Annotated in this window: 23 protein-coding genes; 12 read left to right on the top strand and 11 right to left on the bottom strand. The window is 60.5% G+C overall.

The genetic code is table 11. The annotated features are described in order from the left end of the window. The first annotated feature begins 123 nt into the window (after positions 1–123). The 3 genes from uvrD to GKKCFE_RS25635 all read left to right on the top strand — a co-directional run bounded on the left by uvrD (position 124) and on the right by GKKCFE_RS25635 (position 4,037). Positions 124–2,307 carry a DNA helicase II gene (uvrD, locus tag GKKCFE_RS25625; protein ID WP_445577260.1) on the top strand — a complete coding sequence of 728 codons (2,184 nt, stop codon included), beginning with the start codon at positions 124–126 and terminating at the stop codon, positions 2,305–2,307. A 308-nt stretch (positions 2,308–2,615) separates the two neighbouring features. After that, entirely contained in the window at positions 2,616–3,491 is an 876-nt protein-coding gene (locus GKKCFE_RS25630; RefSeq protein WP_047226694.1) for a Tim44 domain-containing protein, read from the top strand. 138 nt (positions 3,492–3,629) lie between these two features. Next, the gene (locus tag GKKCFE_RS25635; RefSeq protein ID WP_003187120.1) at positions 3,630–4,037 is read left to right on the top strand and encodes an SMI1/KNR4 family protein; all 408 of its coding nucleotides are present in this window, start codon (positions 3,630–3,632) and stop codon (positions 4,035–4,037) included. A gap of 22 nt (positions 4,038–4,059) precedes the next feature. Here GKKCFE_RS25635 and GKKCFE_RS25640 read toward each other — a convergent pair whose 3' ends face one another. Next, on the bottom strand, positions 4,060–5,823 hold the full coding sequence (locus GKKCFE_RS25640; protein ID WP_139048673.1) for a cation:proton antiporter: 1,764 nt from the start codon (positions 5,821–5,823) through the stop codon (positions 4,060–4,062). A 255-nt stretch (positions 5,824–6,078) separates the two neighbouring features. On the opposite strand from GKKCFE_RS25640, the gene GKKCFE_RS25645 reads away from it, so the two are divergent. Beyond that, positions 6,079–6,564, top strand: a complete 486-nt coding sequence (locus tag GKKCFE_RS25645; RefSeq protein WP_047226692.1) for an acyl-CoA thioesterase — start codon at positions 6,079–6,081, stop codon at positions 6,562–6,564. Between the two features lie 39 nt (positions 6,565–6,603). Here GKKCFE_RS25645 and pdxY read toward each other — a convergent pair whose 3' ends face one another. Beyond that, a complete protein-coding gene (gene pdxY / locus GKKCFE_RS25650) occupies positions 6,604–7,476 on the bottom strand; it encodes a pyridoxal kinase PdxY (protein WP_047226691.1) in 873 nt (290 codons plus the stop codon). Positions 7,477–7,595: 119 nt separating this feature from the next. On the opposite strand from pdxY, the gene GKKCFE_RS25655 reads away from it, so the two are divergent. Beyond that, on the top strand, positions 7,596–8,018 hold the full coding sequence (locus GKKCFE_RS25655) for a DUF3301 domain-containing protein (protein ID WP_047226690.1): 423 nt from the start codon (positions 7,596–7,598) through the stop codon (positions 8,016–8,018). Between the two features lie 12 nt (positions 8,019–8,030). Here GKKCFE_RS25655 and GKKCFE_RS25660 read toward each other — a convergent pair whose 3' ends face one another. Further along, positions 8,031–8,996: a CobW family GTP-binding protein gene (locus GKKCFE_RS25660; protein ID WP_445577261.1), complete on the bottom strand. Its 966-nt coding sequence runs from the start codon at positions 8,994–8,996 to the stop codon at positions 8,031–8,033. A gap of 27 nt (positions 8,997–9,023) precedes the next feature. Here GKKCFE_RS25660 and GKKCFE_RS25665 point away from each other — a divergent pair, with 27 nt between their 5' ends. Further along, complete coding sequence (locus GKKCFE_RS25665; RefSeq protein ID WP_445577262.1) at positions 9,024–9,377, top strand: NADH:ubiquinone oxidoreductase; 354 nt, start codon at positions 9,024–9,026, stop codon at positions 9,375–9,377. On the opposite strand, the gene GKKCFE_RS25670 is transcribed toward GKKCFE_RS25665, so the two are convergent. Together GKKCFE_RS25670 and zigA are read right to left on the bottom strand one after the other, a co-directional pair. Continuing rightward, a complete protein-coding gene (locus tag GKKCFE_RS25670) occupies positions 9,374–10,024 on the bottom strand; it encodes a DUF1826 domain-containing protein (RefSeq protein ID WP_445577263.1) in 651 nt (216 codons plus the stop codon). The two genes, GKKCFE_RS25665 and GKKCFE_RS25670, sit on opposite strands and share 4 nt — an antisense overlap. Next, entirely contained in the window at positions 10,024–11,232 is a 1,209-nt protein-coding gene (gene zigA, locus GKKCFE_RS25675) for a zinc metallochaperone GTPase ZigA (RefSeq protein ID WP_445577264.1), read from the bottom strand. Before zigA ends, GKKCFE_RS25670 begins: the two co-directional genes overlap by 1 nt. Positions 11,233–11,394: 162 nt before the next feature. On the opposite strand from zigA, the gene GKKCFE_RS25680 reads away from it, so the two are divergent. The 5 genes from GKKCFE_RS25680 to GKKCFE_RS25700 all read left to right on the top strand — a co-directional run bounded on the left by GKKCFE_RS25680 (position 11,395) and on the right by GKKCFE_RS25700 (position 15,229). Next, on the top strand, positions 11,395–11,787 hold the full coding sequence (locus GKKCFE_RS25680) for a glutamine synthetase (RefSeq protein WP_445577265.1): 393 nt from the start codon (positions 11,395–11,397) through the stop codon (positions 11,785–11,787). Positions 11,788–11,914: 127 nt separating this feature from the next. Continuing rightward, positions 11,915–12,811: a GTP cyclohydrolase FolE2 gene (gene folE2, locus GKKCFE_RS25685; RefSeq protein WP_445577266.1), complete on the top strand. Its 897-nt coding sequence runs from the start codon at positions 11,915–11,917 to the stop codon at positions 12,809–12,811. Further along, positions 12,808–13,476: a metal ABC transporter ATP-binding protein gene (locus GKKCFE_RS25690; protein ID WP_047226684.1), complete on the top strand. Its 669-nt coding sequence runs from the start codon at positions 12,808–12,810 to the stop codon at positions 13,474–13,476. The genes folE2 and GKKCFE_RS25690 overlap by 4 nt, the downstream gene beginning before the upstream one ends. Next, the gene (locus tag GKKCFE_RS25695) at positions 13,476–14,342 is read left to right on the top strand and encodes a metal ABC transporter permease (RefSeq protein WP_339491098.1); all 867 of its coding nucleotides are present in this window, start codon (positions 13,476–13,478) and stop codon (positions 14,340–14,342) included. The genes GKKCFE_RS25690 and GKKCFE_RS25695 overlap by 1 nt, the downstream gene beginning before the upstream one ends. An 11-nt stretch (positions 14,343–14,353) precedes the next feature. Continuing rightward, positions 14,354–15,229: a metal ABC transporter substrate-binding protein gene (locus tag GKKCFE_RS25700; RefSeq protein WP_445577267.1), complete on the top strand. Its 876-nt coding sequence runs from the start codon at positions 14,354–14,356 to the stop codon at positions 15,227–15,229. Between the two features lie 105 nt (positions 15,230–15,334). Here GKKCFE_RS25700 and GKKCFE_RS25705 read toward each other — a convergent pair whose 3' ends face one another. Further along, on the bottom strand, positions 15,335–15,856 hold the full coding sequence (locus tag GKKCFE_RS25705) for a DUF3617 domain-containing protein (protein ID WP_047226681.1): 522 nt from the start codon (positions 15,854–15,856) through the stop codon (positions 15,335–15,337). A 141-nt stretch (positions 15,857–15,997) separates the two neighbouring features. Between GKKCFE_RS25705 and cls the strand changes: the two genes are divergently transcribed. Further along, positions 15,998–17,437 carry a cardiolipin synthase gene (gene cls, locus GKKCFE_RS25710; RefSeq protein WP_445577268.1) on the top strand — a complete coding sequence of 480 codons (1,440 nt, stop codon included), beginning with the start codon at positions 15,998–16,000 and terminating at the stop codon, positions 17,435–17,437. 15 nt (positions 17,438–17,452) lie between these two features. Here cls and cfaB read toward each other — a convergent pair whose 3' ends face one another. From cfaB to hflK (GKKCFE_RS25735), 5 genes are all read right to left on the bottom strand, one after another. After that, positions 17,453–18,640 carry a C17 cyclopropane fatty acid synthase CfaB gene (gene cfaB, locus GKKCFE_RS25715; RefSeq protein ID WP_047226679.1) on the bottom strand — a complete coding sequence of 396 codons (1,188 nt, stop codon included), beginning with the start codon at positions 18,638–18,640 and terminating at the stop codon, positions 17,453–17,455. Between the two features lie 152 nt (positions 18,641–18,792). Continuing rightward, entirely contained in the window at positions 18,793–20,736 is a 1,944-nt protein-coding gene (locus GKKCFE_RS25720; protein ID WP_445577269.1) for a cation-translocating P-type ATPase, read from the bottom strand. After that, entirely contained in the window at positions 20,733–21,782 is a 1,050-nt protein-coding gene (gene hflK, locus GKKCFE_RS25725; protein ID WP_445577270.1) for a protease modulator HflK, read from the bottom strand. The genes GKKCFE_RS25720 and hflK (GKKCFE_RS25725) overlap by 4 nt, the downstream gene beginning before the upstream one ends. After that, positions 21,779–22,816 (bottom strand): protease modulator HflC, encoded by a 1,038-nt coding sequence (gene hflC, locus GKKCFE_RS25730; RefSeq protein ID WP_445577271.1) that lies wholly within the window; start codon positions 22,814–22,816, stop codon positions 21,779–21,781. Before hflC ends, hflK (GKKCFE_RS25725) begins: the two co-directional genes overlap by 4 nt. Next, positions 22,813–24,774 (bottom strand): protease modulator HflK, encoded by a 1,962-nt coding sequence (gene hflK / locus GKKCFE_RS25735; RefSeq protein WP_445577272.1) that lies wholly within the window; start codon positions 24,772–24,774, stop codon positions 22,813–22,815. The genes hflC and hflK (GKKCFE_RS25735) overlap by 4 nt, the downstream gene beginning before the upstream one ends. Positions 24,775–24,813: the final 39 nt, after the last annotated feature.

The following is a 24,813-nucleotide window of genomic DNA, read 5'->3' on the forward strand; positions in this document are numbered from 1 at the left end:
CCCTTCAAGCGAGCCCGGCCAATGCCTGTGGCCCATGACCGACCGGTCATCACCGACCGGTCTTTTATCGGCTGGGGCAAAGCTCGGTTTGCCCGGGCTGCCGCCGCACCCTAGAATGCCCCGATGCGCGATGATCTCTCCCTTCTGCTGAACTCCCTCAACGATGCCCAACGCCAGGCCGTAGCGGCCTCCGTGGGTCGTCAGTTAGTCCTGGCCGGCGCCGGCTCCGGTAAAACCCGGGTGCTGGTGCACCGTATCGCCTGGTTGATCCAGGTCGAGAACGCCTCGCCCCATTCGATCCTGTCGGTGACGTTCACCAACAAGGCCGCTGCCGAGATGCGCCATCGCATCGAGCAACTGATGGGCATCAACCCGGCCGGCATGTGGGTCGGCACCTTCCACGGCCTGGCGCACCGCTTGTTGCGGGCGCATTGGCAGGAAGCCGGCCTGAGCCAGACTTTCCAGATTCTCGACAGCGACGACCAGCAGCGGCTGGTCAAGCGGGTGATCCGTGAGCTGGGCCTGGACGAACAGCGCTGGCCGGCCCGTCAGGCCCAGTGGTTCATCAACGGCCAGAAAGACGAAGGCCTGCGCCCGCAACACATCCAGGCCAGCGGCGATCTGTTCCTGGCGACCATGCGCAGCATCTATGAAGCCTACGAGGCGGCGTGTCAGCGGGCTGGCGTGATCGACTTCTCCGAGCTGCTACTGCGCGCACTGGACCTGTGGCGCGATCATCCAGGACTGCTGGCGCACTATCAGAAGCGCTTCCGGCATGTGCTGGTGGACGAGTTCCAGGACACCAACGCCGTGCAATACGCCTGGTTGCGCCTGCTGGCCAAGGGCGGCGACAGCCTGATGGTGGTGGGCGATGACGACCAGTCGATCTACGGCTGGCGCGGCGCCAAAATCGAGAACATTCATCAGTACTCGGCGGATTTTCCCGACGCCCAAGTGATCCGCCTGGAACAGAACTACCGCTCCACCGCCGGCATTCTCAAGGCCGCCAACGCCCTGATCGCCAACAATACCGGGCGCCTGGGCAAAGAACTGTGGACCGACGGCGGCGAAGGCGAAGCGATCAACCTCTATGCCGCCTTCAACGAACACGATGAAGCCCTCTACGTGGTGGAAACCATCGAAAGCGCGCTGAAAACCGGTCTGGCCCGCAGCGACATCGCCATCCTGTATCGCTCCAACGCCCAATCCCGGGTATTGGAAGAAGCCCTGTTGCGCGAACGTATCCCGTACCGCATCTATGGCGGCCAGCGCTTCTTCGAGCGCGCCGAAATCAAGAACGCCATGGCCTACCTGCGCCTGCTCGAAGGACGCGGCAACGACGCGGCCCTGGAGCGGGTGATCAACGTCCCGACCCGGGGCATTGGCGAGAAAACCGTCGAAGCGATTCGCGACCACGCGCGCCACAGCCATGTGTCGATGTGGGAAGCCATGCGCCAGCTGGTCACCAACAAGGGCATGACCGGCCGCGCCGCCGGTGCGCTGAAGGCGTTCATGGACCTGATCGACGACCTGGCCACCAAGTGCACGGACATGCCGCTGCATTTGATGACTCAGACCGTTATCGAGCAGTCCGGCCTTATCGCCTACCACGAGGCGGAAAAGGGCGAGAAAGGCCAGGCCCGGGTGGAAAACCTCGAGGAACTGGTCAGCGCCGCACGCAACTTCGAGAACACCGAGGAAGACGAAGAGCTTTCGCCACTGTCGGCCTTCCTGGGCCACGCCTCTCTGGAGGCCGGCGACACCCAGGCCGACGAGCATGAAGACAGTATCCAGTTGATGACCCTGCACAGTGCCAAGGGTCTGGAATTCCCCTACGTGTTCCTGGTGGGAATGGAAGAAGGCTTGTTCCCGCATAAGATGAGCCTGGAAGAGCCGGGACGCTTGGAAGAGGAACGACGCCTGGCCTACGTTGGCATCACCCGCGCCATGCAGAACCTGGTGTTGACGTACGCCGAGACCCGACGCCTGTACGGCAGCGAAACCTACAACAAGGTGTCGCGCTTCGTCCGTGAAGTGCCCAAAGGCCTGATTCAGGAGGTGCGGCTGTCCAACAGCGTCAGCCGTCCGTTCGGCGGCGGCCAGCAGCAAAGCACCAGCAGTCTGTTTGGCGGCAGCGACATTCCGGAAACCGGCTTCAGTCTCGGCCAGACCGTGCGACATTCGGTGTTCGGCGATGGCGTGATCCTCAACTTCGAAGGCGCCGGCGCCCAGGCCCGGGTTCAGGTGAACTTCAGCGAAGGCAGCAAGTGGCTGATGCTGGGGTATGCCAAGTTGGAAGCGATCTAGGCGTTCTGAAAGCTTTTTATGTGGGAGCGAGCCTGCTCGCGATAGCAGTGGATCAGGCAACATTGACAGTGACTGACCCACCGCGATCGCGAGCAGGCTCGCTCCCACAGGTCGGATTGCTCACGCCTGCTGCCTTTCCGATAGAACTTGTCCCCCTTTCCTACAGCCAAAAGCCAACAAGCCCTCTTGCGCGGCTGAAGCTGAACCTAACCTGTCACGCAAAAGCCCGAAACACTCTGCCGCTAGCCAGCAACAGTTCACCTGTGCAACATGGCGCGCGTGCTATCCACAAATGGGAATGCCCTTATATGAAACGTTTTCTTAGCATCGCCATGGCGTTGTGCATCGGCCTGACGATGGCCATCGACGCCAATGCCGCCAAGCGCTTTGGCGGTGGTAAAAGTTCGGGCGCTGCCCCGACCCACCAGACCAGCCAGATGGCGCCGTCCTCTGCGGCCGGCTCTACCGCGGCTACTGCGGGCGCGGCCGGTGCGGCTGGCGCCGCCACCAAAGCCAGCGGTGCTTCGCGCTGGCTCGGCCCCCTGGCCGGCATCGCCGCCGGTGGCCTGCTCGCCTCCATGTTCATGGGCGACGGCTTCCAGGGCATGCAAATCTTCGACATCCTGATCATGGCGGTCATCGCCTTCCTGGTCTTCCGCTTCATTGCCGCCCGTCGTCGCAAGCAGCAGGAGCAACTGGCTCCGGCCGGTCATGCGCCGATGCAACGTGAGGTGTTCAACCAGCAACCGGCCAGTGGTTCGATCTTCGGCGGTTCGGCAGCACCGGTGGCTGCTCGACCGGTGATCAATGCGCCAGCCTGGTTCAACGAAGAGCGCTTCATCGAAGCTGCGCGCAACCATTTCATGTCCCTGCAGCAACACTGGGATGCGAACGAAATGGACAAGATCTCTGAGTTCGTGACCCCGCAACTGCTGGAATTCCTCAAGCGCGAGCGGGCCGAACTGGGCGATGGCTTCCAGTCGACCTACATCGACAATCTGCAAGTACAGCTGGACGGTGTCGATGATCGCGCCGACAAGACCATCGCCACCCTGACCTTCAGCGGTGTGTCGAAGGACTCGCGCTTCGACAAAGGCGAAGCGTTCAGCGAAAGCTGGAACATGGAACGTCCCCAGGGCGATGACCAGCCTTGGCTGGTGGCCGGTATCCGCCAGAACGGTTGAACCTCTGCGCGTTTTGCATGTTGAAATAAAAGAACCCCGGCTCAGGCCGGGGTTTTCTATTTCGCGGTTGCATCTATAGCGAGCTACTGTATAAACCGCTCCATATAAACCGCGCCATCGAGAAAGAGGATCCCGGACGTGGAAGAAATCATCGAACAATTGCGTGAAGCCAACGAACCCGTGCCGGTTCCACTGGAGTTACCTGACGAAGACTTGCTGGTGGAGATCGAAGAGCAGCTGTTCATCGATATTCCGTTCGTATTCAGAGAGTTTTTGCTGACGGTCAGCGATGTTGTCTACGGCAGCCTGGAACCCGTGACCGTCACCGATCCGCAGTCCCACACCTATCTGCCAGATGTGGCCGCCAACGCCTGGGATGCCGGTGTCGACCGTAGCCTGATCCCGATCTGCCAGGACGGCGACGACTATTACTGCGTCGAAGAAGACGGGACCGTGGTGTTGTGGCAGGCCGAAGAAGAGCTGATTGCCGAAGAAACCTGGGAATCGGTCTGGCACTGGGCCCGGGACGTCTGGCTGGAAAGCTGATCCGCCGCACGCCCGCCGCCGGTCAATGCCCGGACGATTCCTTGTGATTGTCCAGGGTCTCCAGCAAGGCCACCTGCATCCGCGTATGCAGGCGGACGAACCAGCGCCAGAGCAACGCCGCCACCACCGTGGCCACCACCGCGATCAGTACCAGCAACTTGTTGGTCGGCAGAATACTGGCCGACAAGGCTGCCAAGAGCAGGAAAATCATCAGCAGCGAGAGGATCGGGATCACTTCTGCGATCACTCGACGCACGCGCTGGGTGTGACGGCCGGCCATCTCCGGCTTCACGCCCATTTCCGCCAGCAGCATCGACAACGCCTTGAGCTTGCGATACGCGGCAATCAAAAACGGCAGCGACAACAACAACGCCCCGCCCCAGATCAGTGCTTTGTGCCAACTCGGGTCGCTGATCCAGGCTTGCAGATAGGCCGACATCTGTTCGGCAAAGTAGCCACCGGCGATAAAAATCGCGATGACCAGCGCCAGATTGATGCCCACCTGCAGCAAAATCCGCCGGATCATGGCGGCCACCAGCGCCCCCTCCCCTTGGGGTTGAATGCTGCGAAGCCACTCGCCATACATCCCCAGTACCCTCGACAGCCGTTGTGGCATAACGGCAGCCAGCCTGACCGATAAAGGGTCGGCGGCCCGGATCAGGTACGGGGTCAGCAGAGTGGTCAGTACCGAAACCGCGACCGCGACCGGATAAAGGAAATCGCTGGTGACCTGCAAGGTCATCCCCAGCGATGCGATGATGAAGGAAAATTCGCCGATCTGCGAAAGGCCCATCCCGACTCGCAGCGAGGTCCTCCCGTCGTTGCCGGCAATAAAAGCACCGAGGCCGCAAGAGAGCATCTTGCCCAGCACCACTGCGGCGGTAATCACGGCAATCGGCCAAGCGTATTGGAGCAATATGACCGGATCGAGCATCAGGCCGATGGCGACGAAGAAGATTGCGCTGAACAAGTCGCGTACCGGCTCCACCAGCCGTTCGATTTTCAGCAACTGCCGCGACTCGGCCATGATCGCGCCGATCAGAAACGCTCCCAGCACCATGCTGTATTCCAGCTTGACCACCAGCAGGCAAAAGCCGAAACACAGGCCCAGCACGGTGATCAGCAACATCTCGTCGCTGTCGAACTTCGCCACGTAAGCCAGCAGCCTGGGCACCAGCAATATGCCGATCACCAGGGCGACAATCATGAATAACGACAATTTGCCGACCGTGGAGAACACTTCGCCGGAGCTGACCGTCCCGCTGACAGCGATGCTCGACAGCAAGGCGATAATGCCGATGCCCAGGATGTCTTCGACGATCAGGACCCCGAAGATCAGTTGCGCAAAGCGCTCGTTCTTCATCTTCAGGTCATTGAGAGCCTTGACGATGATGGTGGTCGAGGAGATAGCCAGGATCGCCCCGAGGAACAACGAGTCCATGGTGTTCCAGTCGAACCAGCGCCCGATTTCGTAGCCGATCCAGATCATCAACACAATTTCGAGAAACGCCGCGATGAACGCCGTGGCGCCCACCTTGAACAACTTGCGCAGGCTGAACTCCAGGCCCAGATAAAACATGAGGAAGATGACCCCCAACTCGGCCAGGGTCTTGATCGTCTCTTCGTCGTGGATAAAACCGAAAGGCGGCGTATGCGGGCCGATGATGAAGCCTGCAACGATGTACCCCAGCACCACGGGTTGTTTGAAACGATGAAAGAGTACCGTGACCAGCCCCGCTGCCATCATGATGATCGCCAGGTCTTGAATAAAACTGATGGCATGCATGGTGGGGCTCCCTGTTCAAATGACTCATCACAGAGCTGGACGAGTCCGTTTCCTTTGTAGGAAATACCCTTGCAAGGGGCTTTTGAAGGGTACCACCGCGACTTCCGACAAAAAGACAGTGCAATATATGGAAACAGATCCACCGGGGCGTGACGGCAGCCACAGGCGCAGCGTCCCGATACTGGTAGTTTGAAAACCTTCCAGCACCCGCAGAGGTGCACTCCCGAAATTGCTGCCTTGAACCGTGAGTACGTTATGGAACCCGGAAACGCCCAGCTGTCGATGACGGTGCTGATGACCCCCGATATGGCCAACTTCTCTGGCAATGTGCATGGCGGCACCCTGCTCAAGTACCTCGACGAAGTCGCCTACGCCTGCGCCAGCCGCTACGCCGGGCGCTATGTAGTGACGCTGTCGGTTGACCAGGTGATTTTCCGCGAGCCGATTCATGTCGGCGAGCTGGTGACGTTTCTGGCGTCGGTGAACTACACCGGTAACACGTCAATGGAAGTAGGCATCAAAGTCGTGACCGAAAACATTCGTGAACGCTCGGTGCGCCACACCAACAGCTGCTTCTTCACCATGGTTGCGGTGGACGACCAGCGCAAACCCGCCGCCGTCCCGCCATTGCAACCGCAGAACAGCGAAGAAAAACGCCGTTACGAACAAGCCCAGCAGCGTCGGCAAATTCGCCAGGAGCTGGAGAGGCGCTATCAGGAAATCAAAGCCGACGGCCCTTAACAGCTCCGCCCGGCTCGCACCCACAGGGATTCGCGTTGATCAGAGGCTGATCGGTACAGCTTCGAACCTTACCCTCGGATGGGTGATCCGGTCCTGGGCGCGTACCAGTTCCAGCTCGTAACTGGCACACGCCTGGGTTTCCAGCAGTACTTCATGTACGGCTGCGGCAGTGAATTCGAGCGCCGCCACCAGGCTGTCTCCCAGCACCACTCGCGCCAGGAACAGCCCCGAGGTCAAGTCTCCCACCCCCACCGGCTGACGAGGGAATGCGAGTAATGGACGACGCAGGTGCCAGCTACCGTCGGCGGTTACCAACAACATTTCGAAGCTGTCCTCGGGCTTGCCCGGATAGGCCAGGTGTTTGACGAGTATCGCTTTGGGTCCGCGGGTCAGGAGCGCGCGAGCCATGGCCAGGCAGTCCAGCAGCGACTGCGCCTTGCGTCCCGAAAAACTGTCCAGCTCCAGCTGGTTCGGGCACATGATGTCCGCCACACCAGCCGCTTCCTCCAGGAGAAAATCGCTCACCTCGGGCGCCACGATGCAACCCTTCTCCGGATGCCCCATGACCGGATCACACAAATAAATTGCCTTGGGATTGCACGCCTTGATTCGCGCCACGCCCGCCAGAATCGCCTGCCCTTGGGCGGCGCTGCCCAGGTAACCGGACAACACCGCGTCACAATTGCCCAGCTCGCCGATTGCGGCGATCCCCTCTACCAATGCCGGTATCTGCTCAGAGGCAAGCACGTCGCCGGTCCACTGTCCGTACTGAGTGTGATTGGAAAATTGTACGGTGTTGAGCGGCCACACGTTCACCCCCACCCGTTGCATCGGAAAGACTGAAGCGCTGTTACCGGCGTGACCGAAGACCACATGGGACTGGATGGCAAGCAGATGAGGGGTACGTTTCATGCGGGATGTTTCCGTAAAACGAATGAAATTCAAGCCGCGCAGTATGCGACTAAACGCAACCTGTACGACAGACCGGGGACACAGTTAAGCTGACAGCAACTTGTAGGAGCACTTCGTTCATGCTGACCCTTGGAAATATTTTCGTGCTGATGCTGTTGGCTACCGCCGGCGCCTGGCTGTGGCACAACCATGGTTTGCGCGAACGAGCGTTGGCGAGGGTCATGCAACATTGCGCCAACCTCAAGATCGAGCTGCTGGACGGCAACGTGGCGCTGAAAAAGATTGGGTTCGTCAAAGACGCCAGCGGACGCCGGCGCCTGGCCCGTATCTATAACTTCGAATTCACCGTTACGGGTGAATCGCGCCATTCGGGCACCATTACCCAGTTCGGGGCCCACAGCGCGCAAATCGAGCTGGCGCCTTATCCCATGCCGTTCGAAGAGTCAGCGCCGACACCGATCGAACCGGTCCAGACCAGGCCCAGGGCCGAAGTCATCGAGTTGAGTCAGTGGCGCCAGGAACACAACAAGTGGAAGCCTTGAAGCAAGGCTGACTCACGGGCACCGACAGTTCGCCAGGCCGGCTTGCAGCGCTGCCACGTCTTGAGGCTCATCAAAAATCAATTCGATTCGTGAGTCCTGGCGCCACTCGCTGGCCTGCCACCGCAGCGTCGCGCCCTCCAGCCCATTGGCTGAAACCCAGCCATCGGCGCTGTGGATAACCATCTTCGCCCGCTTCCAGCCCCAGCCTTGCAGCCAGCGCGTCAACGTCGCCGTGTCCAGTCGCTGACTCGGATGCCAGCGCCAGCCAATACTCCAGCCGCCTTCCTGTTGCTGATACAGGCAGATGGGCGATGTCGGGTCGGTCCAGACGGCCGGCATCTGTCCCACGTCCTTGGGTAGATTCACGTTAGCCACAGCCCCGCTTCCGCGAGCCGCAAGACCTGGCAGTCGATCGATCGGCATCACAGCCTGTCGGGTCCAGTACAAGGCAATCTCCGGCAGTTGCGCAATGATGCCCAGGCGTTCGGTTTCGCTCAGGTGCTCGGATTTGTTCAGCACCACCAACCCTGCATCGGCCAGAGTTTGCCGCTGCGCGTCGGGCAACGGCGTGCCATCCGCCATCGCTCGGGCATCGAGCACCAACACGCAAGGCTGAACCGCCAGCACGCCGAGCCATGGCGTTTCGTTCAGTTGCCGCATCAACTGCGCCGGATGGCCCAGGCCGGAGGGCTCGATAAACAGTCGATCCGGGCGCGCCTTGCGCAGTAAACGAGCGAGGCCGATCTGAAATGGCGCGCCGTTGACGCAACACAAACAGCCCCCGGCCACTTCGCCCAGTGCGATACCATCGGCAGTCTGGGTCAGCAACGCCGCGTCCAGGCCGATTTGACCAAACTCGTTGATCAGCACCGCCCAGCGCTCATTCGCCGGGCGCTGCGCCAGCAATTGCTTGATCAGGCTGGTCTTGCCAGCCCCCAAAGGGCCTGCGATGACGTGGGTGGGAATGTTCTGCAACATAATCGGCGGCTTTCGAGGGAGGTGAACATGCGGTTGATTGGCTGTTTTTTATTGGCGCTGACGTCGAACCAGGCGCTGGCCCAGGCTTGTGTCGTGCATAGCCAGGCAGAACGGCTCGATGTAAAAGTCTGCCAGCAGAACCGCAATATTCCGCAGAAACTGTTCGCCGACGGCTTCTGCCAGCCAAACCTTGCCGGACAAAAAGTCGAGGTACAGTACGTCGATCAATGCCCTGGCGGCGCGTTTGGCATCTGCAGCAATGCCCAGGTCGCCAATATGCCCTACCGCCAGGATATTCACTATTACGGCGTAGCCAGCGATGTGGCCTATTTGCAGCCGTTCTGTGAAGGACAAAGTCAGGGCAACTGGCTCAAACCTTAAGCGAGCCAGTCCAGAGTCAGGATCAATCGCCGCTCCCCCGGCGCCAGCTGCGGCGAGCGATGGATCAGGCCCATGCCCTCATTACCATGCCACTTCTCGCCTTTGAGCAGCGCCACATCGCCACAGGCAAACTGCTGAACCGCATGCGGGTCACCCGGTTCAGCGTCAGGTTGCCCCAGACATCGACGATCCATCACACCTTCCTTTAGCCACTGGCTGCCTACACCGGCGTACGTGGTGATCAGCCGTACCGGCACATGGTCGACGTGAAAACGCGGGCACATGGCCTTGTCCAGCGTTCGCAGGCGCAGGCCGACACGTTTGGCGCCCAGCAGGCAGGCAAACGCACTGACCAGCCAGGAGACATCGGTGATGAAGCCTTCATAGCCGTGCAGATCGCCAAAGCCTGCGGCGAGGCCGTTCAGTGCCGGTTGCGCGTCCTCGTGCGGCAGGTCGAGCACCCGCGATTCGGCCAGAGGCTGATCCATGGAAAGCACCATTGCCGCAAAATCACTGATGTGCGCCGGCAGTTGACGTTGCCAGACCGCCAGGTTGGTATCGTCGTCCAGAATTTGCGTCAGGATCCGCGGGGTATCGCCCTGAACCTGGCGTACCGGCACTTCCCGCTTCGGACTGGGCGCCAGCATCACGCTGCGGCCTCGTCATGCCAAGGGCCGAACGGATCCGGCAGCAAACGCCAACTGTCGACACCCAGGGCCATTTCCGCGTCACTGAGCAGACAAGCATCCAGCTCGGCGGTCAGTTGCGTGAAGTCGATATTCTGGCCGATGAATACCAGCTCCTGCCGGCAATCACCGGTGGTGGGAAGCCAGTTTTTCAGGATGGCTGCGCTGCTTTCCTCATCTTGCGGCCATTGGCTTTTCGGCACGAACCGCCACCAGCGCCCGGCGAATCCATGTCGCATCAAGCCGCCGGCCTGGGACCAACTGCCCGCTTCCTCATGTTTGCTGGCCAGCCAGAAGAAGCCCTTGGAGCGCAGGAGCTTGCCATTGGTCCACGGACTGTCGATAAAACTGAAAAAACGCTGGGGATGAAACGGCCGGCGCGCCCGGTAAGCTGCCGAAGCGATGCCGTATTCTTCGGTTTCCGGCACGTGCTCACCGCGCAGCTCCTGCAGCCAGCCCGGTGCTTGAGCCGCGCGCTCGAAGTCGAAAAGGCCTGTGTCGAGGATCTTTTCCAGCGGTACTTGGCCCATGACCATGGGAATGATCTGCGCCTGGGCGTTGAGCCGTTCCAGAATCGCGATCAACTCCTCCCGTTCGTGACGGCCAATCAGGTCGATTTTGCTGATCAGAATCACATCGGCGAACTCGATCTGCTCAATCAACAGATCAGTAATGGAACGCTCATCCTCCTCCCCCAGGGTTTCGCCGCGTGAAGCGAGGCTTTCGGCCGCCTGGAAATCCAGCAGGAAATTGACCCCATCGACCACCGTTACCATCGTGTCCAGCCGTGCCACATCGGCCAGGCTGCGGCCTTGTTCATCACGAAAAGTGAAGGTTTCCGCCACCGGCAAGGGTTCGGAAATCCCCGTGGACTCGATCAGCAGATAGTCGAAACGGCCTTCCCTGGCGAGCTGGCCGACTTCTTCCAGCAGGTCTTCACGCAACGTGCAGCAAATGCAGCCGTTACTCATCTCCACCAGCTTCTCTTCAGACCGGCTTAGGGTGACATCTCGCTGGACTTCGCTGCCATCGATGTTGATCTCGCTCATATCGTTGACGATCACCGCGACGCGCAGGTTGTCGCGATTGCGCAGGACGTAATTGAGCAGTGTGCTTTTACCGGCGCCGAGAAATCCGGACAGCACGGTTACAGGGAGACGATTGGGCACCAGGTATATCCTCATCGGGCGGGCCGCGCTGATGCGGTTGAATGCATGTCGCGGCTCTTTTCTTCAGGCTTGGGTTCGGTTCAAGGTCTAAGCCTTTTTAATGTTATAGCATAACAACAACATTTAACCAGCCTCTCGGCTCAACCGGTCTGAAGTAAAAACATGCGCAGTTTTCTTAAATTCGTATTCGCAAGCCCGATGCTGCTATTGGCGCTAGGTGCTTCAGCCCAGAGCCCTATGTTGGCAAACTGCACTCGCAGCGCGAATTTACTGGCCTGTGTCGATGGGCAAGGTAATGCTTACAGCGTCATGACGGCCGGAAACACCCTGTATCTCCGTGGATTTGAAGTAAATGGCCGCCGCTATTGGGCACAAACCACTAGCCGCTATGGCCAGCTGACGTTCTTTACCGGAATAGCTTCTGACGGAGAGACCTGGGTGGGATACAGTCGGCGCGTCGGCTGGACGACAATCAATCGTTTCTCGAGCTCGGGTGGAAGCACTGGGAAATTTATATGCGGACGCATAAGCGGTTGCCAGGACGCACCACGCTGATGTTTCACGTGGAACGGTACGAAAAGCCCTCACACCCAGCAAAATGAAACTGCGTTCATGAACTAGTGCTCGTCGAACACACTGTTATAGTATAACGTTTGTTGTGTACCTATGACGGACCTTGAATATGAATGCGTTCACTCTGCCGGACGTTGCCGCGCAGGCTTCGCGCCAGGCCTTGCCCCTTGACTGGGTCGGCATGTGCGGCATCGCGGTACCCGTATTGATCGACGGTCAGCGTCTTAACGCGATCGCTGATGCCGGTGTCAGCCTTGACGACGGTGAAGCCCGAGGCATCCATATGTCACGCTTGTACCTGGCGCTGGAGCTGCTCGAAAGCACAGCGCTGTCTCCCATGCTGTTACGCCGAATCCTCCAGCAATTCCTCGACAGTCACGCCGGTCTGTCCGACGCCGCCTCGCTGAGCATTTGTACCGATCTACTGTTCAAGCGCCCTGCGCTAGTCAGCCCACTGGCTGGCTGGAAGCGCTATCCGGTCAGCATCGAGGCCCACCTGAAAAATGATGTGTTCCACGTGGAACTGACCATTCAGATTGCCTACTCGTCCACCTGCCCTTGCTCGGCCGCGCTCGCGCGTCAGTTAATCCAGCAGCAATTTGTAGACGACTTTGCCAATAAAGCGCTCGAGCACGCCGGAGTCCTGGCCTGGCTAGGCTCATCAAAAGGCATCCTCGCCACGCCTCACAGTCAACGCAGCACGGCCACGGTGAAGCTGAGACTGAACAGCGACGTCGACGAATTGCCGCTGCTGTCGCTCATCAACGAAGCCGAAGCAGCCCTGGGCACGGCCGTACAAACCGCCGTGAAACGGGCAGACGAACAAGCCTTCGCCCTCGCCAATGGTCAAAACCTAATGTTCTGTGAAGACGCCGCGCGGCGGCTGAGCATGGCTTTGAGGCGATCCCCCGATATCGCCAGCCTCGATGTGCGAGTGGTGCACGCCGAAAGTTTGCATGCCCATGACGCTGTGGCACAAAGCCGTTGGGTCAGGGAGGCACTGTGATTCGTTGCCAGTCATTGCGCTGGGGCGCCCCGGGCCACCCCCTCACACCCCCGTTGAACATAGAGCGGCCGGCGGGAAGCCTGACGGCCATCGTCGGAGCCAACGGTGCGGGCAAAAGCAGCCTGCTGAAAGTGCTGGCGGGCCTGCAAAAACCCCTATCCGGCAAAGTCGTGCTGGATGTTCCACGTCGCGGCAGCGTCTCGTTTCTGGCGCAACAGCAACATCTGGATCGGCAATTTCCAATCAGCTTGCAAGAGCTGGTGGCGGCGGGATCCTGGGGGAGCAGACACACGCCAGCGATGCGCCGCCATCGCTTGAAAGCCGTACTGCAAGACTGGGCGTTGGATGGCCTGGAGCATCGCTCGTTAATGGCGTTGTCGGGAGGCGAGTTGCAACGCGCCCTTCTCGCCCGTTTGAGTCTGGCCGAAGCGCCCCTGCTGTTGCTCGACGAACCCCACGCCGCCCTCGACGAACAAGGCCAGGCGCTACTGTGGAAACACCTTCACGGCTGGCATGCCGAAGGCCGCACCCTGGTGGTGGTTTGTCATGATCTCGCTGCGGTTCGCCAACATATTCCTCATACACTATTGGTCAGCCAGGCCGGTTGCACGCTGGGCCGCAGTGTCGATTTGATTACCCAACAACCCCTCACGCAGGTGGCCTGATGCTCGCGGCCACCCACCTCTGGCAACCCTTTCAGGAATTTGTCTTCATGCGCCGGGCACTGCTGGGCGGGCTGGTATTGGCGTGCAGCACGGCACCGCTTGGGGTGTTTTTGATTCTGCGACGCATGAGCCTGATAGGCGACGCCGTCGCTCATGGCATCTTGCCCGGAGCCGCACTGGGTTTCTGGTTCGCCGGGCTGAGCCTGCCAGCCCTGACGCTGGGCGGACTCGGTGCAGGCTTGAGCATGGCCGGGCTGGCAGCCTGGATTACCCGTCGCACCGGTCTGCGGGAAGACGCCAGCCTTGCGGCGATCTATCCCATTTCCCTGGCCGCCGGTGTGTTGATTCTTGGTATGGCCGGCAAACGCCTGGACTTGCTGCACCTGTTGTTCGGCTCCGCGCTGGCGGTAGATGGCCCGACACTTACCGGCATGCTCTGGGTTTCGGGGGTCAGCCTGCTCGCGATGGCGCTGATTTACCGACCGCTGTTGCTCGACACCCTGGACCCTCTTTTCCTGCAAACCGTCAGCCGGCTGGGCCCACTGGCCCATGGCGTATTTCTGACCTTGGTCGTGCTGAATCTGGTCATCGGCTTCCAGGCCATCGGTGCACTGATGGTGGTCGGTTTGATGATGTTGCCGGCTGCCGCTTCACGATTCTGGAGCCGCCGTTTGCCGGTTCTGATGGGAGTCGCGGCGCTGCTTGGATGTGTGTCGGTGTGGCTCGGACTGCTGTTGTCATTCCACTTCTCGCTACCCAGCGGGCCGGCCATCGTACTGGTGGCGGGCGCGTTGTATCTGCTGTCCGTAGTGTTCGGTCCGGTGCACGGTTTGCTGCGTCGCCCGCCTTTACTCACATCCCAATGAGGTGTTTCCCGATGCGCGTTCTGCTCGTGCTGTTCAGTCTGATGCTGTCCTTATCCACGTCTGCCGCCGAAAAGCTCCAAGTGGTGACCAGCTTCAGCATCCTTGCCGACATGACCCAAGAGGTCGGCGGCGAGCATATCCAGATCACCAACCTGGTGGGGCCGGACGCGGATGCTCACACTTACGAACCCACGCCAGACGACGCCAAGGCGTTGCTCAGCGCCAAACTGATCATCAAGAATGGTCTGGGTTTTGAACCGTGGCTGGATCGCCTGGTCACCAGCACCGAAACCAGCGCACCGGTGATCAGCGCCAGTCGCGGCGTTATTCCTCGTTCGCTGGATGAAGCGGGCGAGACCGTCCCCGACCCGCATGCCTGGCATAACCTGGCAAACGCCGAGCTGTACGTCAGGAACATCACCAAGGCGCTGGAGGCCGCCGACCCGGCCCACCAGGCCGACTACGAACGTAACAGCCAGGCGTATCTGAAAAAGATCTATGCGCTGCTCGCCGATGCCAAGGCCAAGCTTGGTGCCTTGCCACCGGGCAATCGCAGGATCGTGACGTCCCACGATGCCTTCGGCTACCTGGGACAGGCCTATGGCATCGAGTTCATCGCGCCCCAGGGGCTGTCAACTGAACGGGAGCCCTCGGCCGCCGATGTCGCGGCGCTGATTACCCAGATACGCCAAGCGAAAGTAAAAGCCGTGTTCATGGAGAACATCAAGGACGCGCGCCTGCTCAAGCAGATAGCGGCTGAAAGCGGTGCGCACATCGGCGGCACGCTATACTCCGATGCGCTGGCGGCCAGCGGGCCGGCCAGTACCTTCATCGGGCTGTTCGAGTACAACCTGAATACGTTGTACGACGCGTTGCGCCGGCCATGATTTGCAAGCGTCCTTGAACGAACTTTCGTGGGAGCAAAGCTTGCTCGCGACGCGCACGAGCCTTGCTGCCACAGATCAACCAGGTCATGTACGCCAGAGCTGGATTCAAGCCCTCGGCTTGACCGTCCCGCAATCCTGCCCCAGCCACACGGCGCGAGTGTCCAGGCTGCCGTTCTGCTGGATGCCGGTGGCATTGAATGTGCCGTTCACCGCCGTAGTGAATTCCCGATCACTCTGGAATGTTGCCACCCCATTGCCTTGGGCTTTCGGACAACTGAAACGAAACTTCCACTGATTGCCGGTGCGCTCGGTGATCTGCTGCTTGCACCCCGATTGCGGGTCTTGCAGCGGAATGTCATTGGTCTGGACCTGCTCCGGGGTCAGGCATACGCGAATACCCTTGCCACCCATGGTGATGCCCTGCTTTTCCAGCATCGCCCGTTGCTCCGGGGTGATCTGGTTTTGCAGTTGGCCAAGAATCAGTTGCAGGTCCGGCAGATTCTGGTTGTCGACCTTCATATTGCTTGTAGTCAGTTCCCACAACCCTGGTTGAAGCATCTGCGCCTGAGCCGCCACAGAAACCGACAAACCAATCGTCAGGGCCAAACCCAGCAGACAAACTTTCATCACAAGCACTCCAGAGGACAGGTGGCCGTTAGACGTCTCCCACAGGCTTCGGTTCAGGCTCGGCAGGAGTGAATTAATTAGCGACATCCGTCGTGGAACATGGTCTGTTAAGCATTGAAACTTCAGGAGCAAGGCTGCCCCATGGATTACTTCGGCCCGCATGTTTTCGGTTACCTGATCGCACTGCTTCACACTCTGGGTTCCATCGCCGCCGTTCACGCGGTGCTTACGGTGCGTACCGCTCAGGGTTCCATCGCCTGGGCCCTGTCGTTGGTATTTATCCCCTACCTGACATTGATTCCCTACCTGGTTTTCGGCCGGAGCACGTTCGACGGCTATATCAAGGCGCGCCGGCAAGCCAACGAAGAAATGCGCAAAGCGGTTTCCGAGCTGAACTGGCGGCCATGGGTCGAAGAAGCCCTCGCCGCCCGCGCCTCTGAGGCCTACGCCTCGTTACGGGCGATGCCCAAGCTGGGCCGCACGCCGTGCCTGGCGAACAACCAGGTGCGCTTGCTCATCAATGGCTTCGCCACATTCGAGGCGATTTTCGAGGCCATTGAGAGTGCCCGGGAAGCCGTGCTGATTCAGTTTTTCATCATCCACGACGACCGCCTCGGTCAACGTCTGAAAACGCTGCTCCTGAAGAAAGCCGCCGAAGGTGTTGCGGTGTATCTGCTGTATGACCGCATTGGCAGCCATTCCCTGCCCCACCGCTACGTCCAGGCTTTGCGTGATGGCGGGGTCCATGTCAAAGCCTTCGCCACCCGTAGCGGCTGGCTCAACCGATTCCAGGTCAATTTTCGCAACCATCGCAAAATCGTCGCGGTGGACGGCGTCTTGGGTTTCGTTGGCGGCCATAACGTGGGCGATGAGTACATGGGTGAAAAACCGCCCTTGGCGCCATGGCGCGATACCCATGTGGAAGTACGCGGGCCCGTCGTGGCGAGCATGCAAGAGTCGTTTGCTGAAGACTGGTTCTGGGCGGCCCGCTCATTGCCGCCGCTCATCCTGCCGGACGCGTACCCGGATGATGGCGTGCTCTGCCAGTTACTGGCCAGCGGCCCGGCCGACGCGTACGAAACCTGTTCACTGTTTTTTGTCGAAGCGATCCATGCGGCCAGCGAACGTATCTGGATCACCACGCCGTACTTCATTCCTGATGAAGCGGTATTCGCTGCGTTGCGCCTGGCGGTATTGCGCGGGGTAGACGTGCGCATCTTGCTGCCCTCACGCCCGGACCATAAGGTCGTTTACGCGGCGTCGAGCCTGTACGCATTCGAAGCCGTACGGGCCGGCGTGCGGGTGTTTCGTTATGAGCCGGGCTTCCTGCACCAGAAAGTCGTGCTGATTGACCGGGAAATCAGCGCCATCGGCAGCGCCAACCTGGACAATCGTTCGTTCCGGCTCAACTTCGAGGTGATGCTACTGACCGTGGATATTTCGTTCGCCACTCAGGTCGAGCAGATGCTCGAGGACGACTTCGCCCAAGCGCTGGAAATAGACAAACAGGAAAGCCGGGAGACCCACCGCCTGCAGAAGATCGGCATGCGGATCGCCCGGCTTATTTCCCCGATACTCTAAGTGGCACACATCTGATCAAGGGGTATAGATGTCGTCGCGAGTCCAGGGCAATTCATGGCTGCCATCGGCGTGCGTCTTCACCGCCAGGATCTGGTGCAGGTTGATCCACCCCTTGGCGAATGCGTAGGCGCATCCGGCCAGATAAAGCCGCCAGATCCGCAGCGCTTGCTCCGGCACTTCTTTGGCGGCGGCCTCAAGGTTGTCTTCCAGCCGCTCACTCCAATGATCGAGCGTGCGGGCGTAATGCATGCGCAGGCTTTCCACATCGACAATCTCCAACCCCGCTTCGCTGATCTGGGCGGAAATCATCGACAGGTGCGGCAGCTCGCCATTGGGGAACACATACTTCTCAATGAACTCGCCCGCGCCACGTCCGACCGGGCGGCCATCAGTGTGCTTGGCGGTGATGCCATGGTTCATCACCAAGCCACCCTCGCGAACCGCGCCGAAAAGCGTTTTGCAGTACTGCTGGAGATTGGCATGACCGACATGCTCGAACATGCCGACGCTGACCACCTTGTCGAAGCGACCGTCCTGGGGCAGGTCCCGATAGTCGAGCAACTGCAACTCCACTTGATCCTCCAACCCCTGCGCCTTGACCCGTTCCCGAGCGAGGGTCAGTTGCGCCTGGCTGAGGGTAATGCCGAAGACCCTGGCGCCGAATTCCCGGGCAGCGTAACGGGCCAAACCACCCCATCCGCACCCCACATCCAGCAGATAATCACCGGGTTGCAGACGCAGTTTGCGACACAGATGGCGGAATTTGGCTTGCTGGGCTTGTTCGAGGGTTTCGCTACCGGTCTCGAAATAGGCACAGGAATAAGCCATGTCGCTGTCGAGCCACAGCTGATAGAACGCGTTGGAAAGGTCGTAATGATAGGAAATCGCCTTGGCGTCGGTTTCCTTGTCATGAACTGAACGCACGGGTTGATTCGCGCCATCGTCTTCCATCAGCGCCTGACTCAGTTCATCACAGACGCGAATGACTTCATTGATCGAACCTTCGAGTTCCAGCTTGCCTTCTACAAACGCCGCACCCAGCGCGTTCAGACTGGGGTGGGTGAATTGCGCGACCATTTGTGGGTCCTTGACCACGATCGTGACGCTGGGGTCGGCACCCAACGTAAACTCATGGCCGTCCCAGAGCCGCAGCCGAAGCGGTAAATGCAGATTCTGTAAGGCCGGTGGAAGTTGCGCGAGCATGAGATATCCCCCTTGTTTCAGACGACTGAAATGAGGGTAGACCATCCTAGAAAAATAGCAGGCTATCGAATTTATAGCCTTTTTCTATCGCCTTCCACATCTACTGTTCTAACCAGTAACTCCCTGAAGGGGTACACCCTCTGCGTAGCTGACTATGAGTATGGCCTACAGTTCGCCGAAATTCCCCTTTGGTCGAGGGTCTCGATTTTCAACAACGGTTCCTGAAACCGCAAAAGACGCCCGGCATTGCCCAAGACCAGCAACGTGCTCACGTTATGCAGCAATGCCGCGATCATCGCCCCAGCCGCGCCAAGCCAACCGAATGCGGCGAAAGCGATGATCGCCAGCGTCCAGCCCAACCCGATGATCACGTTGACCTGCAACGTGCGCCTGCATCGACGACTCAGGCGCACGCAGGTGCCGAGGCGGCGCAGGTCACTGCCGATCAATACAATGTCCGCCGACGCAAGCGCGATGTCCGAGCCACCCGCCCCCATCGCTATGCCCACTACTCCGGCCTTGAGCGCCAGGGAATCATTGATGCCATCCCCCACCACCATGGGTCGCAAGCCGTGGTCGATCTCGGCCATGACCCGTTTAAGTTTGTCTTCAGGCAAAGCGTGAGCCTGCACTTCGCCAATACCGATTTCCCGCGCCAGTCTGTTGGCTACGCTCTGGCGGTCCCCGGTCAGCAACAACTGGCGCCCCAGGCCCAGCGCCCGCAACTCAGCCATGGCCTGGCGCGCTTCCGGCTTGGTGCTGTCGGCCAACAACAGCCAGGCGATGAACGTTCCACCCAAGGCCAGGCCGGCAATAGGTCCGTCATGGTCAGGGATCGGCGAAGTCTCGATCCCCAACCGGGCGAACAACTCGGCCCGACCAAGAGCCGCCTCCCCTTGGTCGGTCATCGCCACCACACCCAACCCTTGGTGTTCGTGGATTTCGGTCAGCGGCAGATATTTTTCCGGCGCCACCAACCCAGCCAACGCACGACTGACCGGATGGCTGCTGGCCGAACCGAGGCTGGCGGCCAATGGCAGCAGAAAGGATTCATGCTCGCGGACGCTGTCGATGGATTGCAGGCGAAGGATGCCGTGGGTGAGCGTGCCCGTTTTGTCGACGACCAGCGAGGTCAGGTCCGCCAGTTCCTCCAGGAAGGCCGCACTACGGATCAGGATCCCGTGCCGCGCCGCGACCGCGATGCCGGCAACCGCCGTCGCCGGAGCTGACAGGACCAGTGCGCAAGGACACGCTGCTACCAACACCGCCAGCATCGCCTGGGCGTCGTTTGCAACGAACCAGGTCACCGCCGCCAACAGCAACACCAGCACCAGATAGCTGGCGGCGTACCGTTCAAGCAACCGGGTGATGGGCGGTTTGGAACGCTCGGCGTTTTGCATCAGGGCAATGACTCTGCCCAGCGTCGACTCATCCCCCGTGCGAGTCACTTCCAGGCGTAGCAGGCCATCGAGGTTGATCGCGCCCCCAAAGACCTCAGTGCCCACCACCGCCTCCAACGGCACCGCCTCACCCGTAATGGGCGCGGTGTCGAGACTGGCCTGGCCAGACAGGACCCGGCCATCTACCGGCACCCGATCACCGGCGCGCACTTCCACCACATCGCCGGGCCGGAGCGTGGCGTTGTCGACTTCGATTATCGAGCCGTCGGCCTGAACCTTGCGCCCCTGGCTTCGGGTCAGTTGAGCGAGGGCATCGATGGCTTCCTGGGAACCGAGGACGCTGCGCTCCTCCAGCACGTGACCGAAGGTCATGATGATCGGCAACAGCGCAGCCGTCAGCAAATCCCCCGTGGCCCAAGCGCCGAGCATGGCCAGGGCAATCAGTTGATCGGTGACGCCATGCAGGCTCGGATATCGCAAGCTATACCAGGCTGAACGCATCACCGGTACAGCCACCAACACGGAGGCCGCCCCCCACAGTAGTTGGCTGACAGCGTTCTGCTCCGGCGCCCACCCGCGCCATACCAGACCCAACGCGAGCAGACCGAGGGCAATCATCGCCAGCGTCAGTTGCCGCGCAACCGTACGCTGTTCGCTGGAAGACAACATGGACGCGGTGAGGGTTTCGGCGTTCATTGCTCAGCTCCCTGAATGATCAGGCGGGAATCGTCTTGCGGATCGACCGTTGTCACCGAACCGGCCTGGCGAAGAATGCCGGGTATACGTTCGCGATAAAGGCGTAGCAACATCTGAGGATCGCTCTCCTGAGTCTTCGCCAGGCTGAGGACCGTAGCGATGTCAGCCGAGGCTTTGGCGAGCCGTTCACTGGCCTGAGCATGGGCAATCTGAAGGGCACGGTCGGCGTCCTCGCGGGCGGTCTGGGTCAGTTTCTCGGCTTCGGTGCGGGCGTTCGCCACGGCTTGGTCCGCCTGCTGGCTAGCGGTCAGTACCGCATTGAACGCACTCACCGCAGGGCCCGGGAGGCTCGATTGCACATCGACGCGCACCACCTCGATCCCTAGCCCCTGCCCTGTCGCGGCAAGATCGGCCAAGCGTCGATTGATGCCCTGGAGCAGATCACTGCGCAAGCGTTCACGGCGCTCGGCCGCCTGGTTATCGCGGCCGATCAATTCGGGACGAGCCACGAGAATCGTATCCAGGTCCCGAGCTGCAGTAAGGCTTATGGCGCTGCGGGTGACCAACCGGTCCAGCGCCGGCAACACATGCTCGCCCTGTACAACGAAGGCATAGGGCTCGCTGACTTTGTAGAACACCCGCACATCCAACTGCACCACTCCCGCGTCACCGGTCAATAGATAGCCAGAACCGGCCAGCGCATCGCTGACCGGTGAGGCAAAACTGGCGACGCGGTCAGCCTGCAAAGCCGCATCCGAACGCCGCAGGTTTTCCACCCGCCGCTCCAGGACCCGATCCGCCGCCGGCAGCAAGATCACGTGTTCCACCGGACGAGGCCAAGCAAGCAAAAGGCCGGCATTCTGGACTCGATCCAGGGCGCCGAAACGCAGGATCACTGCACGACTCTGCGGATCAATCTGTCGCACATTTGAAAATGTCCAGGCCAGCGCGGCTAAAACCGTGACAGCATAGAGCGCCAGAAAGGCTAGCCGTCCGGCCTGAATCCACGGACTGGACGCATTTGTTCCACGTGGAACCCAACTCATGGTCGTGTTCCATCTATGCGTTCCACGGATGGTGGGCCCTCTACCAAGGCGCGAAACGGTGCGGCATCGGTGCGCAAAATCAGTTTCGTACCCGGGGAAACAATTGTTCCCAAGGTGTCCAGCGAGCGCAGAAGATTGTAGAGCTGGGGGGACCCGGCGTATGCCTTCCTATAGATCCCGGCAGCTTCAACACGGGACTGCGCCTCGATCTCGGCGGCTTTTACCTTTGCATCAGCCTGAAGAATCCTCGCATCACGCTCTGCGGCAGAACGAATCTGCGCCGCTTCACGCTTGCCAATGGCGGTGCGCTGAGTAGCAATGGTTTCACGCTCAGCGCGCATGCGATCCACCGTCGCAGTCAGCGTCACCGACGGTAAGGTCAAGCGCTCGATGCCCACTTGCAGCACCCGGACGCCGTAGGTGCTGAGCAATTGTTGATCAATCTGCTGCCGCAACTGAGCTTCGAAATCGGCGATGCGCACTTGGCTGGCATCGGTGTTGACCAGGCTGGCCAAATCAAAACTGGCGGCGGTGGTTTCCAAGGCTGAACCAACGAACGTGCGAATCTGCCGTGCAGCTTCATCCGGTTGATTCTGCACCGCACGCATAAAGCGCTGAACGTTTTGCGGGTCACCCTGCACCTGCCACGCCACGTAGGCCTGAACAATGATCCGCAATCCGTCGCGGGTACCCACGTCCTGCAGCCCGCTGGAGGTGGTGCGTAATCGCAGGTCCACCGGGATCGCCGCTTCGAACGGTGCCGGCCAGCGCCAGTTCAGACCCGGTTGCAGCAGCACCCGCGCCGGATTGCCGAAACGGGTAATGACCGTCGCCTCTCCCGAGCGCACTTGCACCAGGCTGGCGGCAGCGATAGCAAACGCCACCAGCAGCGCCGCCCAGCCCATCCGGCCCCAAGGAAACGGGCCGGCCACATGTGGATCGTCATGATGGTGATGATGCCCATGGTGATGGTGGTGGCCGGCATGAGCGTGACCGGGATGATCATGGTGATCATGTGAAGAAGACTGGCTCAATGGGCAGCTCCTGGCTGGACAGGGTTAGGCGGCGAGGCGGGATCCGCCGGCAGCGTGAACGTACGCAAATCGAGGGTGGGCGCGTTGCTCCCAGCCCCCAGGCGATGATCGAGAATCAGCAGCTTTGCATTGCCAAGTCCCTGGCTTAGCTGGCTGAGATATTGCTCCAGCACAAAAGCATGGCCAGCCGTTGCGTAGGCTTGGCGTTCGGCGTTGAAGCGCAAGTCGGCGGCTTGGGCGGTCGCATTGATTTCTCGGGCGGTGGCTTGAGCCTGGTCATGGACGATGCTGACGTGCATCTGCGCTTGGTTAGTCTGCTGCGCTGCGGCGCCACGCTCCCGGGCGATCAGGGCCTGGGCGCCAATCTGCGCCGCTTGCACGCCGTGATAGGCATTGGCGGCGCCGGCCGGCGGATGAATCGCTTCGACCACCGTTGCCAGAATTTCCACACCGCTGTCGAGCCTCTGCAAGTCGGCCTGTACGGCACGGCCGATTTCATCCGCCAGACTGACCCGATCGACACCCAGCAAACCATCGAGCGTCCGCGAGGCGAACTCATGCACCAGAACGCGGCTGGCGGTGCTGCCGATCAGCGCGGGCACATCGGCACTGTTGTAGGTGGCCGCCAGTGCCGCCGCGTCGGTGAGGCCGATGCGATAGACGAAACGCACGTCCATGTTGACGATCTGGAAGCTCTGCTGGTCGGCTCGGCGGCTGGCAATGACTTGGGATTTTTCGTTCACATGACTGGCGTCCCACAATCGATTGGCAGCCGCGGGTGCCGGTCCTTCCACTGAATCAGCCTCGGTAACTATCCGGTTGCCGCCGACGCTGGTGGCCAGTTCATGCACGACGCCGTTCTCGACGTTCAACACCCTGCCCAACGGCCACGGCAAGCCGACTTGCAGGCCAGGGCCGAATACTTCCACCGGTTTACCAAAGCGCTCGTAGATGCCCCGCCCTTGCAACGGAACCTCATGCACACCAGTCAGCAGCCACCCCACCAAGGACACTAGCGCCACCACCGGCAAAAAGGCGCGACGCATGTAGCTGAACGCCCAGATCTGACGCAAGTCGACCCCGAAATGGCTGTGCAGCTCATGTTGCAGCGCCGACAACGGCCGTGGTGGCCAGCGCAGCAACTCGGCGATCACACTTCGGCCCAGCAATGATGGCTCTTGGGAATCCCGGCGCGGGCTGAACAACGACAGCAATGCGCGCAGTAACAATTCCGCCGCCACCAGAGCCGGCAGCACCCCCATCAGCACGGCCAGGCGCACTGGCCAGATGGACGTTTGTGCGGCGAACAGCACGCACAAGGCGCCCAGCACCAGTACGACAATCGCCACCCGGGTCAGCTGAGCCAGCGCCTGGGCCTCCGGCCATTGCTGAGGGGATTGCTGGACCCACTGACGCTCCAACACCAACAACCCGAACGCCAGCAGCAAAGAGAGCACCGCTCCCACACTGGCCGACACGCCGAGCTCGGTCGCAGGTAATTCCAGGTTCCAGGTTTGCTCCAGACTGAACAGCACCAGGAGTGCCCAACCGAGCAGCCACAATGTGGGGCCGCCGATGTGCTTGAGCAGGGCGATCCAACGGAGACTGAGTCGATCCAGCAGGCGCTCATACCAGCCATGGTCATCCACTGGCGGGGTTTCAGAAACCGGGATATCCATAACCGGCATCAGCGCCATGCCCCGCCACTGGGTGATCCACCAGGCCGATTGCAGACCCGCCACCAGCACCCATACTCCGGCACTTTGACTGACCAGCAGCGGCGGCCACATCGACTGCGGCGAGAACAACCCGATGAAAAACGCCACCACCAGACCCAGGCTCGCTACGCCACCCAACCCGAAGGCGATCCGCCTCAAGCGACGCCCCTGAAAGAGCGCCTGCTGGAACCGCGGCAACTGGGCTACCTCTGCCCCCTCGACATCAAGATCGATTTGCATACCACCCCGACGCGGCTCTGTTACATATCGTTACCTTAT

This window comes from Pseudomonas sp. E141 (assembly GCF_052659885.1).

Coding starts and splice junctions, on each gene's coding strand:
- GKKCFE_RS25660 (WP_445577261.1), bottom strand. CDS start 8,996: ATGTTGCAGAACATTCCCACCCACGTCATCGCAGGCCCTTTGGGGGCT.
- uvrD (WP_445577260.1), top strand. CDS start 124: ATGCGCGATGATCTCTCCCTTCTGCTGAACTCCCTCAACGATGCCCAA.
- GKKCFE_RS25720 (WP_445577269.1), bottom strand. CDS start 20,736: ATGAACGCCGAAACCCTCACCGCGTCCATGTTGTCTTCCAGCGAACAG.
- GKKCFE_RS25665 (WP_445577262.1), top strand. CDS start 9,024: ATGCGGTTGATTGGCTGTTTTTTATTGGCGCTGACGTCGAACCAGGCG.
- hflK (WP_445577272.1), bottom strand. CDS start 24,774: ATGCAAATCGATCTTGATGTCGAGGGGGCAGAGGTAGCCCAGTTGCCG.
- GKKCFE_RS25640 (WP_139048673.1), bottom strand. CDS start 5,823: ATGCATGCCATCAGTTTTATTCAAGACCTGGCGATCATCATGATGGCA.
- GKKCFE_RS25700 (WP_445577267.1), top strand. CDS start 14,354: ATGCGCGTTCTGCTCGTGCTGTTCAGTCTGATGCTGTCCTTATCCACG.
- cfaB (WP_047226679.1), bottom strand. CDS start 18,640: ATGCTCGCGCAACTTCCACCGGCCTTACAGAATCTGCATTTACCGCTT.
- folE2 (WP_445577266.1), top strand. CDS start 11,915: ATGAATGCGTTCACTCTGCCGGACGTTGCCGCGCAGGCTTCGCGCCAG.
- GKKCFE_RS25630 (WP_047226694.1), top strand. CDS start 2,616: ATGAAACGTTTTCTTAGCATCGCCATGGCGTTGTGCATCGGCCTGACG.
- GKKCFE_RS25645 (WP_047226692.1), top strand. CDS start 6,079: ATGGAACCCGGAAACGCCCAGCTGTCGATGACGGTGCTGATGACCCCC.
- GKKCFE_RS25695 (WP_339491098.1), top strand. CDS start 13,476: ATGCTCGCGGCCACCCACCTCTGGCAACCCTTTCAGGAATTTGTCTTC.
- pdxY (WP_047226691.1), bottom strand. CDS start 7,476: ATGAAACGTACCCCTCATCTGCTTGCCATCCAGTCCCATGTGGTCTTC.
- GKKCFE_RS25655 (WP_047226690.1), top strand. CDS start 7,596: ATGCTGACCCTTGGAAATATTTTCGTGCTGATGCTGTTGGCTACCGCC.
- GKKCFE_RS25680 (WP_445577265.1), top strand. CDS start 11,395: ATGCGCAGTTTTCTTAAATTCGTATTCGCAAGCCCGATGCTGCTATTG.
- GKKCFE_RS25705 (WP_047226681.1), bottom strand. CDS start 15,856: ATGAAAGTTTGTCTGCTGGGTTTGGCCCTGACGATTGGTTTGTCGGTT.
- cls (WP_445577268.1), top strand. CDS start 15,998: ATGGATTACTTCGGCCCGCATGTTTTCGGTTACCTGATCGCACTGCTT.
- GKKCFE_RS25670 (WP_445577263.1), bottom strand. CDS start 10,024: ATGCTGGCGCCCAGTCCGAAGCGGGAAGTGCCGGTACGCCAGGTTCAG.
- hflK (WP_445577270.1), bottom strand. CDS start 21,782: ATGAGTTGGGTTCCACGTGGAACAAATGCGTCCAGTCCGTGGATTCAG.